We start from the raw sequence: 16,059 nt of genomic DNA on the forward strand, positions 1-16,059 counted from the left end.
GGCCGTGACTCAGCCCGGGAGGTGTTCGGCCAGCCAGCCTTCGAGCAGCAGCGCCGCGGCCAGGGCGTCGACCGGGCGTTCGCGGTAGCCGCCGCTCTGCCCCTGCTGCAGGCGTTCGCCCTTGGCGGCATAGGTGGTCAGGCGTTCGTCGTGGGTGAAAACCTGCAGGTTGAAGCGACCGTTGAGGCGGCGGGCGAACTTCTCCGCGCGGGCGCTCATCTCGCTCGGCGTGCCGTCCATGTTCAGCGGCAGGCCGACCACCAGGGCATCCGGCTGCCACTCGCGCAGCAGTGCCTCGACCTTCTGCCAGTCCGGCACGCCGTTCTGCGCCTTGAGCACGCACAGCTCGCGGGCCTGGCCGGTGATGGCCTGGCCCACGGCGACGCCGATTTGCTTGCTGCCGTAGTCGAAGCCGAGCAGCAGGCGCAGCGGCTTGGCGCGGGGCTCGCTCATCAGGCGTGGCCGGCTTGCGAGGTGAGCAGGCTGAGGTCGACGCCCAGGCGTGCCGCCGCCGCATTCAGGCGCTGGTCGAAGGGCAGGTCGAAGAGGATGGTGCTGTCGGCCGGGCAGGTCAGCCAGGCGTTGTCGGCCAGCTCGGCCTCCAGCTGGCCGGCTTCCCAGCCGGCATAGCCGAGGGCGATCAGGTACTTGTCCGGGCCGCTGCCGTCGGCGATGGCGAACAGCACGTCCTGGGAGGTGGACAGGCCCAGTTCGCCGAGCTCCAGGGTGGCCTGGAACTGCTGGCCGGCCGGGTGCAGGACGAAGCCGCGGTCGGTCTGCACCGGGCCGCCGGAGAAGATCGGCAGGGCCTGGCAGAGCGCCGGCGGCTCGCTGTCCGGGCGCAGCTGCTCGAGCACGTCGGCCAGGTTGAGGCCGTTGGGGCGGTTGATGACCAGGCCCATGGCGCCCTGTTCGTTGTGCTCGACCAGGTAGGTGACCGTGTGTGCGAATTGCGGATCGGCCATGTGCGGCATGGCGATCAGGAAGTGGTGCTTGAGGAAGCTCGGGCTGGCGTCTTTCATGCGCGTTAGCTTAAAGCCTGCGGCCGATGGCTGGAAGCTAAAAGGCTAATCGGGGGCGCGGGCGCGACTCAGTTGCTCGACAGTCGGTCGCCCCGTTCGAAGCGCCAGGTGCGGATGATCTCCAGGCGGTCGACATCCGCCAGATCGCCGGTGAAGGGGGCGAAGGGGGCGGCCAGGCGGACGATGCGCAGGGCCGCCTGGTCGAGCACGCGCTGGCCGGAGGACTCCAGCACCTGCACCTCGTAGAGGGTGCCGTCGCGGTTGATCGATACCAGCAGGCGCAGGCTGCCGTAGATCTGCCGGCGGCGGGCGTCGTCCGGGTAGTTGAGGTTGCCGATGCGCTCGACCTTCTTGCGCCACTCGTCCTTGTACCAGGCGCCCTTGTCGCGCATGGTCGAGGCGGCGTTGAGGCGGTGGATCTTCGGGCGTTTGGCGTACTGCTGGATGTCCTGGGCCAGCTCGGCCTCCAGGCTGGCGATCTCCGCAGACAGCTGCGCGCTGTCGAACACCGGCGCCGGGCGGGCCTGGGGCGTCGGTTTGCTCTCCTCGCGCTTGACCGGGGTCTTCTGCTGTTGCGGGGCGCGGGTGGCGACCGCCGCCTTCGGCGCCTCCTGGCGGGCCGCGGGTGGCTGGGGTGCGGCGGGCGGGGTCACGCGCTTGACCTGGGTGTCCTGGAACAGCGCCTGTTCGGTGGTCTTGGGCGCCGCCTTGTGCTCCAGGGTGCCGCTGCCCAGCTGGTCGTGCTGGGCGAGGAAGTCCGCCTCCTTGGGCTGCTCCTCGCTCTTGAAGGTCGACAGGGTGACTTCCAGGGTCTTGCTGATCTGGTTGGGTTCGGCCAGGGAGAAGCCCAGGCCGAGGATCAGGGCGGCATGTAGCGCGGTGGCGAGGAACAGGGTGAACCCCAGGCGATCCGCCGGGCGGACGCCGGCGGCTGGGGTTGCGGTTGGGCGGGCGGCTGCGGTCATCGCGATTCGGGTCGGTTCAGGTTGCCGCGCAGTCTGCCGAGGGGGCGGGCAAAAGTCTATGAAGCACTGCGCGCATTGAGCTTCTCGGCGATCTTGTCCATCAGGCGTTCGCCGATGCGGGTGTCGAAGGCCGCATCGATCTCGCGGATGCAGGTCGGGCTGGTCACGTTGATCTCGGTCAGGTGGTCGCCGATCACGTCCAGGCCGACGAACAGCAGGCCCTTCTCGCGCAGGGTCGGGCCGACCCCGGCGGCGATCTCGCGGTCGCGCTCGCTGAGCGGACGGGCTTCGCCACGGCCGCCGGCGGCCAGGTTGCCACGGGTCTCGCCCTGGGACGGAATGCGCGCCAGGCAGTAGGGCACGGCTTCGCCGTCGATCATCAGGATGCGCTTGTCGCCTGCGCTGATGGCTGGCAGGTAGCGCTGCACCATGATCTGTTGCTGGCCGTGGGCGGTGAGGGTCTCGAGGATCACCGAGAGGTTGGGGTCGCCCTCGCGGTGGCGAAAGATCATCGATCCGCCCATGCCATCGAGGGGTTTGAGAATGATGTCACGCTGCTCTTTGGCAAAGTCGCGCAGAATGTCGGGTCTGCGGCTGACCAGGGTCGGCGGCGTGTACTGGGGGAATTGGGTGGCGAACAGCTTCTCGTTGCAGTCGCGCAGACTCTGCGGGCGGTTGACCACCAGCACGCCGTCCCGTTCGGCTTGCTCCAGCAGGTGGGTGGCGTAGAGAAACTCATTGTCGAAGGGCGGGTCCTTGCGCATCAGGATCACGTCCAGTTCGCCGAGCGGCAGGTCCTGCTCGGCGCCCAGTTCGAACCAGCGCTGGGGATCGTCGAACACCTGGAGCGAGCGCAGGCGGCCACGGGCCTGACCTTGAGTGAGGTAGAGGTCGCGCTGCTCCATATAGAAGAGCGACCAGCCGCGCATTTGCGCGGCCAGCAACATGGCCAGCGAACTGTCCTTCTTGAAGGCAATTTGCGTGATGGGGTCCATGACTATGCCGAGGCGAACGCTCATGGGGGATTCTCCGTGAAAGGCGGTAGCGCAGGGGCGCAGAGGCTAGCGTGTGGCGCCAGGGTGGCGCCGACTTGGCGGGCGGTCAAGGGGAAAACCCCGGCCTTCCGTGGCTTGTGGCTTGCATGGGGAGAGTGTGCTAAAAAGGCCCGACGATTGGGTTGCAGCCCATCGGTGGCAGGGTCTCAGGCGCACTGATTCAACGCGAAAATAACGACTCACCGAGGCGATGGTAGGGCAAACATGGAACAGCATTCCGAGGGTTTGAGGGTAATGGTGATCGACGATTCGAAGACGATTCGTCGTACCGCGGAAACCCTGCTGAAGAAGGTGGGTTGCGAGGTGATTACCGCGGTAGACGGCTTCGATGCCCTGGCAAAGATCGCCGACAGCCACCCGAGTATCATTTTCGTCGACATCATGATGCCGCGGCTCGATGGCTATCAGACCTGCGCCCTGATCAAGAACAACAGTGCCTTCAAATCCACGCCGGTGATCATGCTGTCTTCCAAGGACGGTTTGTTCGACAAGGCCAAGGGACGCATCGTCGGCTCCGATCAGTACCTGACCAAGCCCTTCAGCAAGGAAGAGCTGCTCGGGGCGATCAAGGCGCACGTGCCGACCTTTACCCCGGTGGATCAGGCCTCCTGACGTCCAGCTGCCAAGCACTAGACGCATCTTCATGTATTGGGAAACACCATGGCTCGAATTCTGATTGTTGATGACTCGCCGACCGAGATGTACAAGCTGACCGCCATGCTGGAAAAGCACGGGCATCAGGTGCTCAAGGCGGAGAACGGCGCGGATGGCGTCGCCCTGGCGCGCCAGGAGAAGCCCGACGCGGTGCTGATGGACATCGTCATGCCGGGGCTCAACGGCTTCCAGGCGACCCGTCAGCTGACCAAGGATGCCGACACCAGTCACATCCCGGTGATCATCGTCACCACCAAGGACCAGGAAACCGACAAGGTCTGGGGCAAGCGCCAGGGCGCGAAGGATTACCTGACCAAGCCGGTCGACGAGCAGACACTGCTGAAAACCCTCAATGCGGTATTGGCCGGCTGATGCCGCGCCGGTCCGCAATTAGATAAGAAGAAGGCCACGGCTGGCATGTCGGACGCGCAGACACCTTTTCAACTCCTCCTCGAAATCGACCAGCGTTGTCGATTGCTGGCCGCCGGCCTGCCGTTGCAGCAGACGGCGGTGCAGACCTGGAGCGGCATCGGCTTTCGCATGGGCGAGCGCCTGTTCGTCGCGCCCATGGGGGAAGTCGGCGAAGTCCTGCACGAGCCGCGTTACACCCTGCTGCCCGGGGTCAAGACCTGGGTCAAGGGCGTGGCCAACGTACGTGGCCGCCTGCTGCCGGTGATGGATCTGTGTGGCTTCTTCGGCAACGAGCTGTCGCCGCTGCGCAAACAGCGGCGGGTGCTGGTGGTCGATCACCAGGACGTGTTCGCCGGCCTGACGGTCGACGAAGTGTTCGGCATGCAGCATTTTCCGGTGGACGCCTTCTCCGAGCAGCTACCGCCGCTCGAGGCCTCCATCCAACCCTTTATCCACGGCGTTTTTCAGCGCGAGCAGCCCTGGCTGGTGTTCAGTCCACATGCGTTGGCTCAGCATCAGGGCTTTCTCGACGTGGCGTATTAACAGCTTTTCGGTGGGGCCGGCGTTGTCGGCCTTTTGGCGTTACATGGGAACCGTAGTGCGGTCGGTCCAGGCGGGGGCCAGATAATGAAAAAACTCAACACAGGCAATCTATTCGCGGGTACGCGCAGCAGCACGCTGATCTTGGGGCTGTTCATCGTCCTGATCGTTTCCATCGTGTTGCTGTTCGCGAACTTCGCCTACCTCAACACCCAGTCCAACTACGATACGGAATACATCAGCCACTCCGGTGAGCTGCGCGTACTGTCCCAGCGTATCGCCAAGAACGCCTCCGAGTCGGCGGCGGGTACCGCGGAGGCCTTCGGCCTGCTGCGCGAGGCGCGTAACGACTTCCAGGCCCGCTGGGGTTACCTGACCGACGGCAACAGCGCCAGCGGCGTTCCGGAGGCCCCCGAGGCCGTGCAGGCGCAGATGGCGGCGGTGCAGCAGGACTGGGACAGCCTGCGGCAGAACACCGACGCCATCCTGGCCAGCGAACAGACCGTACTGTCGTTGCACCAGGTGGCCGCGACCCTGGCCGAAACCATTCCGCAGCTGCAGGTCGAGTACGAGGAGGTGGTCGACATTCTCCTGGAGAGCGGTGCGCCGGCGGCCCAGGTCTCGGTGGCCCAGCGTCAGTCGCTGCTCGCCGAGCGGATTCTCGGCTCGGTGAACAAGGTGCTGGCCGGTGACGAGGACTCGGTGCAGGCCGCCGACATGTTCGGCCGCGACGCCAGCCTGTTCGGCCGGGTGCTCAGCGCGATGCTCGAGGGCAACGCGGCGATGGAAATCTCCCAGGTGACCGACGCCGAGGCGCTCGAGCGTCTGGCGGAGATTTCCGAGCTGTTCGAGTTCGTTTCCGGTTCGGTGGACGAGATCCTCGAGACCTCGCCCGAGCTGTTCCAGGTGCGTGAGTCGGCCAACACCATCTTCAGCGTGTCGCAGACCCTGCTGGACAAGGCCTCCGAGCTGGCCGAAGGCTTCGAGGAGCTGGCCGCCGGACGCGCCCTGAATACCCTCGCCGGTTACCTGCTGGGCGTCCTGGCCCTGGCCTCGATCATCCTCATCGGCCTGGTCATGGTGCGCGAGACCAACCGCCGTCTGGCCGAGACCGCCGAGAAGAACGAACGCAACCAGACGGCGATTCTGCGTCTGCTCGACGAGATTGCCGACCTCGCCGACGGTGACCTGACCGTGGCCGCGACGGTAACCGAGGACTTCACCGGGGCCATCGCCGACTCGATCAACTACTCCATCGACCAGCTGCGCGACCTGGTGGCCACCATCAACCTGACCGCCGTTCAGGTAGCCGGTGCGGCCCAGGAAACCCAGGCCACGGCGATGCACCTGGCCGAGGCCTCGGAGCATCAGGCCCAGGAAATCGCCGGGGCCTCGGCGGCGATCAACGAGATGGCGGTGTCGATCGACCAGGTATCGGCCAACGCCAGCGAGTCCTCCGCGGTAGCGGAGCGCTCGGTAGCCATCGCCAACAAGGGCAACGAGGTGGTACACAACACCATCACCGGCATGGATAACATCCGTGAGCAGATCCAGGACACCTCAAAGCGGATCAAGCGCCTCGGCGAGTCGTCCCAGGAGATCGGTGACATCGTTAGCCTGATTAACGACATTGCCGACCAGACCAACATCCTCGCCCTGAACGCCGCGATCCAGGCCTCCATGGCCGGTGACGCCGGTCGCGGCTTCGCCGTGGTTGCGGACGAAGTACAGCGTCTGGCGGAACGTTCCTCGGCCGCGACCAAGCAGATCGAGGCGCTGGTCAAGACCATTCAGACCGACACCAACGAAGCGGTAATCTCCATGGAGCAGACCACTTCCGAGGTGGTGCGCGGTGCGCGCCTGGCCCAGGACGCCGGGGTGGCCCTGGAGGAGATCGAGAAGGTATCCAAGACCCTCGCGGCCTTGATCCAGAACATCTCCAACGCCGCTCGTCAGCAGGCCTCCTCCGCCGGCCATATCTCCAACACCATGAACGTGATCCAGGAGATCACCTCGCAGACCTCCTCCGGCACCACCGCCACCGCGAAGAGCATCGGTACCTTGGCCAAGATGGCCAGTGAGATGCGTAAGTCGGTTTCCGGCTTCACCCTGCCGGAAACCGGGGAGCAGGCATAAGCGAATGCGCTGCGGCGACCGCTGGCGGTCGCCGCGCCGGGTCGATGGCCATGAGCGAGGGGCACGACATGCAGTCAGGCGTCTGGGCCTTGCAACCCGTGGCGGAGATCAGCGCCGCGGAGTTTCGCGATTGGCAGACCCTGCTCGAGGAACGCACCGGCGTGGTGATCACCGAGCAGCGTCGGGCCTTCCTGCAGACCAACCTGAGCGCGCGGATGCGCGAGCTGGGCGTGGCGGACTATGCCGCGTATTACCGGCAGGTCACGGACGGCCCGCGCGGTGCGGTGGAGTGGTCGACCCTGCTGGACCGTCTGACCGTGCAGGAGACCCGCTTCTTTCGCCATCCGGCGTCCTTCGAGGTGCTCGAGCGGCACCTGCACGAACGGCTGGCGCAGGGCCTGGAGCGGCCCTGGGCGTTGTGGAGCGTGGGCTGCTCCAGTGGCGAGGAACCCTATTCGCTGGCGATCAGCGCCGCACAGGTGCTGCGTGACAGCGAGTGGCCCGAGCATTTCGGTGTGACCGGTACGGACATCAGTCTCAATGCCCTGAGCAAGGCCCGCGAGGGCCTGTATGGGGCGCGCAAGCTCGAGCAACTGGAAGACGACCTGCGCCGGCGTTATTTCGCGGCCCAGGCCGATGGACGCTTCAAGGTTATACCGAGCCTGGCGGCACGTGTCTGTTGCGCCAGGCTCAATGTGCTGGAACTGGCCAAGGCGCCAATGTCCGGTATGGACGTCATTTTTTGTCAGAACTTGCTGATCTATTTTCGCCGCTGGCGTCGCCGCGAGATCCTCAACCGCCTGGCCGAGCGCCTGGCACCGGGAGGGCTGCTGGTGGTGGGAGTGGGTGAAGTGGCCGGTTGGCAGCATCCGGAGTTGATCCCGGTGGCCGACGAGCGAGTGCTGGCGTTTACCCGCAAGGGATAGGGCTTTATGAGTGGAGTGGCTATGGGGGATCGGCACGACTATGTCGCCCTGGAGTGGGTCAAGGGCGAAATCGCGGAGACCCTGAAGCAGGCGCGTCAGGCTCTGGAGGCGTTCGTCGAGAATCCGCAGGACTCGACGCGCATGCGTTTCTGTCTGACCTACGTGCATCAGGTTCACGGCACTCTGCAGATGGTGGAGTTCTACGGCGCGGCCCTGCTCGCCGAGGAGATGGAGCACCTGGCCCAGGCCCTGATGGAGGGCCGCGTGGCCAACCAGGGCGAGGCCCTGGAGGTGCTGATGCAGGCGATCCTGCAGCTGCCGGCCTACCTGGAGCGGATCCAGACCGCGCGGCGCGACCTGCCGATGGTGGTGCTGCCGCTGCTCAACGACCTGCGGGCGGCCCGCGGCGAGAAGCTGCTGTCGGAAACCAGCCTGTTCGCCCCCGACCTGTCGCAGCGCCCGCCGGTGCTGTCGCTCGAGTCCCTGGCGCGGCTGCGCACCGCCGAGCTGCCGGTGCTGCTGCGCAAGCTGCGGCAGATGCTGCAGCTGGCCCTGGTCGGGGTGATCCGCAACCAGGACCTGGCCACCAACCTGGGCTACATGGCGCGGGTCTTCGCCCGTCTGGAAACCCTGTGCCAGGACGCGCCGCTCGGCCCCTTGTGGCAGATCGCCTCGGGCCTGGTCGAGGGGCTGGCCAACGGCAGCGTGGTCAACGGCACCTCGGTGCGCACCCTGCTGCGCGAGGTCGACAAGGAGCTCAAGCGCCTGCTGGAGCAGGGCGCCGACGGCTTCAACCAGGCGGCCCCCGACGAGCTGATCAAGAACCTGCTGTTCTACGTGGCCAAGGCGCCGGCGCAGTCGCCGCGCATCCGCAAGCTGAAGGAGCAGTACCGCCTCGACGATGCCCTGCCGAACACCGAGGTGGTGGACGAGGAGCGGGCCCGCCTGGCCGGCCCCGACCGCGACGCCATGCGCTCGGTGGTCGGCGCCCTGTGCGAGGAGCTGGTGCGGGTCAAGGACAGCCTCGACCTGTTCGTGCGCAGCGATCGCCGCCAGGTGGCCGAGCTCGACGCCCTGCTGGCGCCGCTCAAGCAGATCGCCGATACCCTGGCGGTGCTGGGCTTCGCCCAGCCGCGCAAGGTCATAGTCGACCAGATCGACGTGGTCCACGGCCTGTCCCTGGGCCAGCGCGAGCCCAACGATGCGGTGCTGATGGATGTCGCCGGCGCGCTGCTCTACGTCGAGGCGACGCTGGCCGGCATGGTCGGCCCGGCCGAGGACAGCGGGCGCGAGGAGAGCCACCTGCCCACCACCGACGTGGCGCAGATCCACCAGCTGGTGATCAAGGAGGCGCGCAACGGCCTGGAGCAGGCCAAGGACGCGATCATCGAGTTCATCGCCTCGCAGTGGAACCACGAACACCTGGCCCGCGTCCCCGAGCTGCTGACCCAGGTGCGTGGCGGTCTCGGCATGATTCCGCTGAACCGTGCCGCTGACCTGCTGAAGGCCTGCAATCGCTATATCCATGAGCAGCTGCTGGTGCGCAAGGCCGTGCCCAACTGGCAGAGCCTCGACACCCTGGCCGACGCCATCACCAGCGTCGAGTATTACCTGGAACGGTTGGCCGAGGACCATGCCAGCCAGGGCGACCTGATTCTCGATGTGGCCGAGGAGAGCCTGGCGAGTCTCGGCTACCCCTTGACCGAGAAGCCCTCGATTCTCGATCGCGTCGAGCCGCCGCAGGAATCGCCGGCTCCACTGGCCGACCCGTTGGACGAGATCGAGGTGCTGGCCGAAGAGCCGGATCCTGCGTTCGGTTCCCCGCAGTCGCTGGATGAAGGCGGCGAGCCGCTTGAGGCGACCGCCGATGGCCAGCCTGGCCTGGAGCCTGCCGCTCTCGACGTTGAGCCTGCGACGGAAGAGCCGCAGGCGGATGAGCCGGGCCCGCTGTCCGAGCTCGTCGAGCCCGATGCGCCTGACCTCCTCGAGGCGGCGTCTGAAGCAGGCGGAACGCCGCTTGGCGACGAGCTGTCGTTGGAAGGTCTGCAGCTGGAAGAGCTGAGCCTGGACGACTTGGCGAGCCCTGTTCAGTGGGACGAGGCCGAACTGGCCGCCTTGGATATTCCCGAGGTCGAGCTGCCGAGCGCCGACCCGGTGATCGAGGTCGAGGCGCCGGTACCTGCGGCGGACGCGGCACTGTCGCTGGCCGATGTGATGGCAGCGCCGCAGCAGGCGATCAACCCGCCGGCCAGCGACGTGCCGCCCAGCCTGCTGCCACCACCGGCCGATGAGGAACCGGTCGACGAGGAACTGGCGGAGGTCTTTATCGAAGAGGCCGGTGAAGTCCTCGAGACCATCGCCCAGTACCTGCCGCAGTGGCGCGCCAATACCGACGACAAGGACGCCCTGGTCGAAGTGCGCCGTGCCTTTCACACCCTCAAGGGCAGCGGGCGCATGGTCCGTGCCCTGGTCATCGGCGAGCTGGCCTGGTCGATCGAAAACCTGCTCAACCGCGTGCTCGACCGCAGCATCCAGCCGGGTGCCGAGGTGCTGCAGGTGGTCGAAGACGTGGTGGCGCTGATGCCGGCTTTGGTCGAGGAGTTCGCCGCCAAGGCCCAGCGCCAGCGTGATGATGTCGACCGGCTCGCGGCCAGTGCCCATGCGCTGGCGAAGGGCCAAAGCCTCCCAAAAACTGACGCCCCGGTTGCACAGGTAGCCGAGCCTGCGGGCGATAGCGAGACTACCGCTGCCGAAGGCGACGGTGAGGCGCTCGACCCGCAGCTGCTGGAGATCTTCCGTAACGAGGCCGAGACCCACCTCGATACCCTGGGCAGCTTCCTGGCCGACTGCGCCCGCGAGTTGCCGCAGCCCGTTACCGACGATCTGCAACGCGCCCTGCACACCCTCAAGGGCAGTGCCTATATGGCCGGCATTCTGCCGATGGCGGAGATCGCCGCGCCCCTGGAAAAGATGGTCAAGGAGTTCAAGACCAATCTGATCCCCATGGACATGAGCGAAACGGAGCTGCTGCGCGACGCCGAGCAGCTGCTGCGGCAGGGCCTGGAGCAGCTGGAGCGCCAGCCCCTGGCGCCGCTGCCGGGCGCCGCGGAGTTCCTCGAGCGGGCCCACCGGCTGCATCAGGAGCGCCTGGGCGCCGCGGAGGCCGAACGCAAGAGCGAGCAGGGCGACGCCCGCGACCCACAGCTGATCGGCATCTTCCTCGCCGAGGGCATGGACATCCTGCTGGATGCCGAAGACCTGTTGCGGCGCTGGCGTGAACACCCCGCCGAGCGTCAGGAGCTCAGCGCCCTGCTGGAGGAGCTGACCACCCTCGGACGCGGCGCGGACATGGCCGAGTTGCCGCAGATCGAAGAGCTCTGCGAGGCTTTGCTCGATCTCTACGGCGCGGTCGACGAAGGCAGTTTGGCGGTCAGCGAGCGCTTCTTCAGCGAGGCCGAGCAGGCCCATGAAGCGCTGATCGGCATGATGGATCAGGTCGCCGCCGGCCTGCAGGTCAGTGCCCAGCCCGAGCGGGTCGCGGCACTGCGCAGCCTGCTCGCTGAGGCGCTGGACCCCGGCGCCCTGGCGTTGCTGTCGGCCGATGGTCACGGCGGCCTGGAGATCACCGAACTGGATGTCGCCGGCGCCGCAGCCGAGGGCATCGACTGGCCGCTCGACGGAGAGGGCGAGCTGGCGACCGAGGTCGAACTGGCACTCGACCAGGCGAGCGAGGAAGACGCAGCGGCAGAGGAGCCGTCCCACACCTATGAGGTGCTGGATGAGGAGATGGTGGCGATCTTCCTCGAAGAGGCGGTGGATATCCTGGACAGCGCCGGACAAGCGCTGGACCGCTGGCTCGCCGATCCGGAGCAGAAGGCGGCACTCTCGGCCCTGCAGCGCGACCTGCATACCCTCAAGGGCGGCGCGCGTATGGCGCAGATCGGCCCGATCGGCGACCTGGCCCATGAGCTGGAGTCGCTTTACGAGGGCCTGCTGGATTGTCGCTATCGTCACAGCGCCCCGCTCGCCGGGCTGCTTCAGCAGAGCCATGACCGCCTGGCCGTGTTGCTCGAGCAGCTGCAGCAACGTGCCGAACTGGCTGAGCCGCTCGACCTGATCGAGGCGATTCGTGCGTTTCGTCAAGGCCGCACGGCGGACTTGACGCCCCAGGCGGACGGCCCCGAGGCTGTTCACGAAGCCGAAGCCGAAGCCGAAGCCGAAGCCGAAGCCGAAGCCGAAGCCGAAGCCGAAGCCGAAGCCGAAGCCGAAGCCGAAGCCGAAGCCGAAGCCGAAACCGGCCTGGCGGAGGATGAGGACGTGGCCTTGGCGCCGATGGCGGATGAACAGGCCGAGGCCTTCCCGCTCGCCGAGCAGCCCGCGGCCGCCGACACCGCGCCTCAGGCGCAGGAGCCCGTGCTAGACCTGGAGATGGCGACGGAGTCCGACCCGGAGTCCTCGCACGAGCCGGGCCCGGCGGCCATCGAGCAGAGGGCGGAAGTCGAGGATGAGCGCGATCCCGAACTGGTAGAGATCTTCCTCGAAGAAGGCTTCGATATCATCGACAGTGCCGGCGCGGCCTTGCAGCGTTGGACCGAGGACACCGACAACAGCCTCGAGCTGGAGGCGCTGCAGCGCGACCTGCATACCCTCAAGGGCGGCGCCCGGATGGCGGAGATCCCCGAGATCGGCGATCTGGCCCATGAGCTGGAGTTTCTCTACGAAGGCCTGTGCGGCGGCAAATTACGCGCCGGGCCAGAGCTGTTCGGCCTGTTGCAGCGCTGTCACGACAGCCTCGCCGAGATGCTCGAGGCGGTCCGTGGGCGGCGTGCGCTGCCTAACGGCCAGGGGCTGATCGAGGCCATCAAGCGTTATCGCGCCAACCCGGACGAGCAGCTGAGCATGCCATCGGCGGTGCAGCTCAGGGCTGTCGATGCGCCCGGGGAGGTCGAGGATGCCGAGTCGGACATCCTCGACATCTTCATGGAGGAGGCCGACGACCTGCTGGAGGCCATGGAGCAGGCGCTCGGTCGCTGGGAGGCGCAGCGCGAGGATGGCGCCGCCATCGACGACATGCTGCGCGTGCTGCACACCCTCAAGGGTGGCGCCCGGCTGGCCGGGCAGAGGCGTCTGGGCGACCTGAGCCACGACCTGGAGCAGCATCTGACCGAGGCTCAGCAACAGGGGGCGCCCTGGCCGGAGAGCCTGTTCCTCGATGTGCAGTCGGGTTTCGAGGGCCTGCAGAGCGAGCTCGATCAGTTGCGCCAGCGCCTGCAGGACAGCCTGCAGGCGGAGACTGCGGCCAGTCCGCGTGACGAGGGCCGGGCCGAGGCCGCGCCGATGCGCCTGCCGGAGCTCGCTGCCCCCATAGTCGCAGCGAGCGAGCGGCCGGCCGAGGAGCCGGTGACCCGGGTGCTGCCGTTTATGCAGCGTGCCGAGCAGGCCGCCCAGGATGCCGCCGCGCGCCGCGCGCCGCAGGAGCTGGTCAAGGTGCCGGCGGACCTGCTCGAGGGGCTGGTCAACCTGGCCGGCGAGACCTCGATCTTCCGTGGCCGGGTCGAGCAGCAGGTCAGTGACTTCGGCTTCACCCTGAGCGAGATGGAGGCGACCATCGACCGGGTGCGCGACCAGCTGCGCCGCCTGGACACCGAGACCCAGGCGCAGATCCTCAGCCGCTACCAGGCCGAGGCCGAGCGCGCCGGTTATGAAGATTTCGACCCGCTGGAGATGGACCGCCACTCGCAGTTGCAGCAGCTCTCGCGCGCCCTGTTCGAGTCGGCGTCCGACCTGCTCGACCTGAAGGAGACCCTGGCCGCGCGCAACCGCGATGCGGAGACCCTGCTGCTGCAGCAGGCGCGGGTCAACACCGAGCTACAGGAAGGCCTGATGCGCACCCGCATGGTGCCCTTCGATCGTCTGGTGCCACGGCTGCGGCGCATCGTCCGCCAGGTCGCCGGCGAACTGGGCAAGCAGGTCGAGTTCGTCGTCGGCAACGCCGAAGGCGAGATGGACCGCACCGTCCTGGAGCGCATCGTCGCGCCGCTGGAGCACATGCTACGCAACGCCGTCGACCACGGCATCGAGGCCGCCGAGCTGCGTCGCGCCGCCGGCAAGGCGGAGCAGGGCCGTATCCGCCTCGACCTCGGCCGCGAGGGCGGCGATATCGTCCTCACCCTGGCCGACGACGGCGGTGGCATCAAGCTCGATGCGGTGCGGCGCAAGGCGATCGAGCGCGGCCTGATGGACGAGGATTCGGATCTCACCGATCACGAGATTCTGCAGTTCATCCTCGAGGCCGGTTTCTCCACGGCGGAGAAGGTCACGCAGATTTCCGGGCGCGGCGTCGGCATGGACGTGGTGCACTCGGAGGTCAAGCAGCTAGGCGGCTCGATGAGCATCGACTCGACGCCGGGCGAGGGCACCCGCTTCACCATCCGCCTGCCGTTCACCGTGTCGGTCAACCGGGCGTTGATGGTGCTGTCCGGCGAGGACCTGTACGCCATCCCGCTGAACACCATCGAGGGCATCGTGCGGGTTTCGCCCTACGAGCTGGAGGCCTACTACCAGCCCGATGCGCCGCGCTTCGAGTATGCCGGCCAGGCCTACGAGCTGCGCTACCTGGGCGATCTGCTGAACAACGGCCAGCAGCCCAAGCTGGTCGGCCAGAGCCTGCCGCTTCCGGTGATCCTGGTGCGCTCCAGCGAGCATGCGGTGGCGGTGCAGGTCGACAGCCTGGCGGGCTCGCGCGAGATCGTGGTGAAGAGCCTCGGTCCGCAGTTCGCCGGGGTGCATGGCATCTCCGGTGCGACCATTCTCGGCGACGGTCGGGTGGTGGTGATTCTCGATCTGCTGGCGACCATCCGCGTGATCCATGCCCACCTGTTGAGCCAGACGCAGCCGCGTCTGCTCGGCAAGGCCACGACTACCGAAGAGGTCGAGGCGGATCGGCCGACCCTGGTCATGGTGGTGGACGACTCGGTGACCGTGCGCAAGGTCACCAGCCGCCTGCTGGAACGCAATGGCATGAACGTGCTGACCGCCAAGGACGGCGTGGACGCCCTGGGCCAGCTGCAGGAGCACCGGCCCGACATCATGCTGCTGGACATCGAGATGCCGCGCATGGACGGCTTCGAGGTGGCCACCCTGGTGCGTCACGACGAGCGTCTGAAGGATCTGCCGATCATCATGATCACCTCGCGTACCGGCGAGAAGCACCGTGAGCGGGCCATGGCCATCGGCGTCAACGAGTACCTCGGCAAGCCCTATCAAGAGTCCCTGCTGCTCGACAGCATCCACCAACTGGTCAAACGGAAATGACTGAGAAAAGCGCGGCCCGTATTGCGGTCATCGCCGACACCTCGCTGCAGCGCCATGTGCTGCAGCAGGCCCTGAACGGCAGTGGTTACCAGGTTGTGCTCAACAGCGATCCGGCGCGCCTCGACGAGGACGCCCTGGGTGCCTGCGAGACCGACCTGTGGCTGGTCGATCTGGCCCAGTCGGAGGACTCGCCGCTGGTCGACAGCCTGCTCGAGCGGGTGACGGCCCCCGTGCTGTTCGGCGAGGGACATGCCCCGGAGCGGCATTCGGAGCACTACCCGCGTTGGGAACGGCGCCTGTTCGGCAAGCTGAAGAAGCTCATCGGCGACCCGTCCCAGGCGGTCGGCCCGAGCCTGGCGGCTCTGCTCACGGAGGCGCAACGCCCGGCCCGCCTGGAGTTGCCCCAGGCCCTGGCGGAGACGCCGCTGACGGCCGGCGAGCCGGCCCGTCAGGTCTGGCTGCTGGCTGCCTCGCTGGGCGGGCCGGCGGCGGTCAAGGCCTTTCTCGATGCCCTGCCCGGCGGTTTGCCGGTGGGCTTCGTCTACGCCCAGCACATCGACCCCAGCTTCGAGACGGCGCTGCCCCAGGCGGTCGGCCGGCATAGCCAGTGGCACGTCAATCCGGCCCGCCATGGCGAGCCGATCCGCTGCGGCGAGGTGGTGGTGGCGCCGATCAGTCGCGAGCTGGGTTTCAGCGACGAGCGCCTGATGCAAATATCCGAGCGCGGTTGGCCGGAGCCCTACAGCCCGTCGATCGATCAGATGATGCTCAATCTCGCCCAGCACTTCGGCAGCCAGTGCGGGGTGATCAGCTTCAGCGGCATGGGCAGCGACGGCAGCGCCGCGGCCGCCTACGTGCGCCGTCAGGGCGGGGATATCTGGACCCAGCGCGGCGACAGTTGCGCCTGCCCGAGCATGCCGGACAGCCTGCGTGAGGGCGGCTACAGCAGTTTCAGCGCCGACCCGCGGGAACTGGCTGCCGCGTTGGTCAACCACCTGGCCGAGCAGTGCCGTTAATCTGAGCCTCGTCCCGCATA

Annotated in this window: 11 protein-coding genes; 7 read left to right on the forward strand and 4 right to left on the reverse strand. The window is 67.1% G+C overall.

The features are described 5' to 3' along the window. Positions 1–9: 9 nt before the first annotated feature. The 4 genes from ruvX to gshB form a co-directional block, all read right to left on the reverse strand. The gene (gene ruvX / locus ACSX1C_RS17310) at positions 10–453 is read right to left on the reverse strand and encodes a Holliday junction resolvase RuvX (RefSeq protein ID WP_439887174.1); all 444 of its coding nucleotides are present in this window, start codon (positions 451–453) and stop codon (positions 10–12) included. Continuing rightward, entirely contained in the window at positions 453–1,022 is a 570-nt protein-coding gene (locus tag ACSX1C_RS17315; RefSeq protein WP_439887175.1) for a YqgE/AlgH family protein, read from the reverse strand. Before ACSX1C_RS17315 ends, ruvX begins: the two co-directional genes overlap by 1 nt. A gap of 68 nt (positions 1,023–1,090) precedes the next feature. Beyond that, positions 1,091–1,987 (reverse strand): energy transducer TonB, encoded by an 897-nt coding sequence (locus ACSX1C_RS17320; RefSeq protein ID WP_439887176.1) that lies wholly within the window; start codon positions 1,985–1,987, stop codon positions 1,091–1,093. Between the two features lie 56 nt (positions 1,988–2,043). Beyond that, positions 2,044–3,006 (reverse strand): glutathione synthase, encoded by a 963-nt coding sequence (gene gshB, locus ACSX1C_RS17325; protein ID WP_439887177.1) that lies wholly within the window; start codon positions 3,004–3,006, stop codon positions 2,044–2,046. Positions 3,007–3,246: 240 nt separating this feature from the next. Between gshB and pilG the strand changes: the two genes are divergently transcribed. The 7 genes from pilG to ACSX1C_RS17360 all read left to right on the forward strand — a co-directional run bounded on the left by pilG (position 3,247) and on the right by ACSX1C_RS17360 (position 16,039). Further along, positions 3,247–3,654, forward strand: a complete 408-nt coding sequence (gene pilG, locus ACSX1C_RS17330; RefSeq protein WP_318644011.1) for a twitching motility response regulator PilG — start codon at positions 3,247–3,249, stop codon at positions 3,652–3,654. A gap of 48 nt (positions 3,655–3,702) precedes the next feature. Next, on the forward strand, positions 3,703–4,068 hold the full coding sequence (gene pilH, locus ACSX1C_RS17335; RefSeq protein WP_213641699.1) for a response regulator: 366 nt from the start codon (positions 3,703–3,705) through the stop codon (positions 4,066–4,068). A gap of 45 nt (positions 4,069–4,113) precedes the next feature. Continuing rightward, complete coding sequence (locus ACSX1C_RS17340) at positions 4,114–4,650, forward strand: chemotaxis protein CheW (protein ID WP_318644010.1); 537 nt, start codon at positions 4,114–4,116, stop codon at positions 4,648–4,650. Positions 4,651–4,734: 84 nt separating this feature from the next. After that, on the forward strand, positions 4,735–6,783 hold the full coding sequence (locus tag ACSX1C_RS17345) for a methyl-accepting chemotaxis protein (protein WP_439887178.1): 2,049 nt from the start codon (positions 4,735–4,737) through the stop codon (positions 6,781–6,783). A gap of 68 nt (positions 6,784–6,851) precedes the next feature. Further along, entirely contained in the window at positions 6,852–7,709 is an 858-nt protein-coding gene (locus ACSX1C_RS17350) for a protein-glutamate O-methyltransferase (protein WP_439887179.1), read from the forward strand. Positions 7,710–7,730: 21 nt separating this feature from the next. After that, the gene (locus ACSX1C_RS17355; protein WP_439887180.1) at positions 7,731–15,023 is read left to right on the forward strand and encodes an Hpt domain-containing protein; all 7,293 of its coding nucleotides are present in this window, start codon (positions 7,731–7,733) and stop codon (positions 15,021–15,023) included. Then, entirely contained in the window at positions 15,020–16,039 is a 1,020-nt protein-coding gene (locus tag ACSX1C_RS17360; RefSeq protein WP_439887181.1) for a chemotaxis protein CheB, read from the forward strand. The genes ACSX1C_RS17355 and ACSX1C_RS17360 overlap by 4 nt, the downstream gene beginning before the upstream one ends. The last annotated feature ends 20 nt before the right edge of the window (positions 16,040–16,059 follow it).

Source organism: Pseudomonas sp. MBLB4123, assembly GCF_051904775.1.
Classification (GTDB): Bacteria; Pseudomonadota; Gammaproteobacteria; order Pseudomonadales; family Pseudomonadaceae; genus Aquipseudomonas; species Aquipseudomonas benzenivorans_B.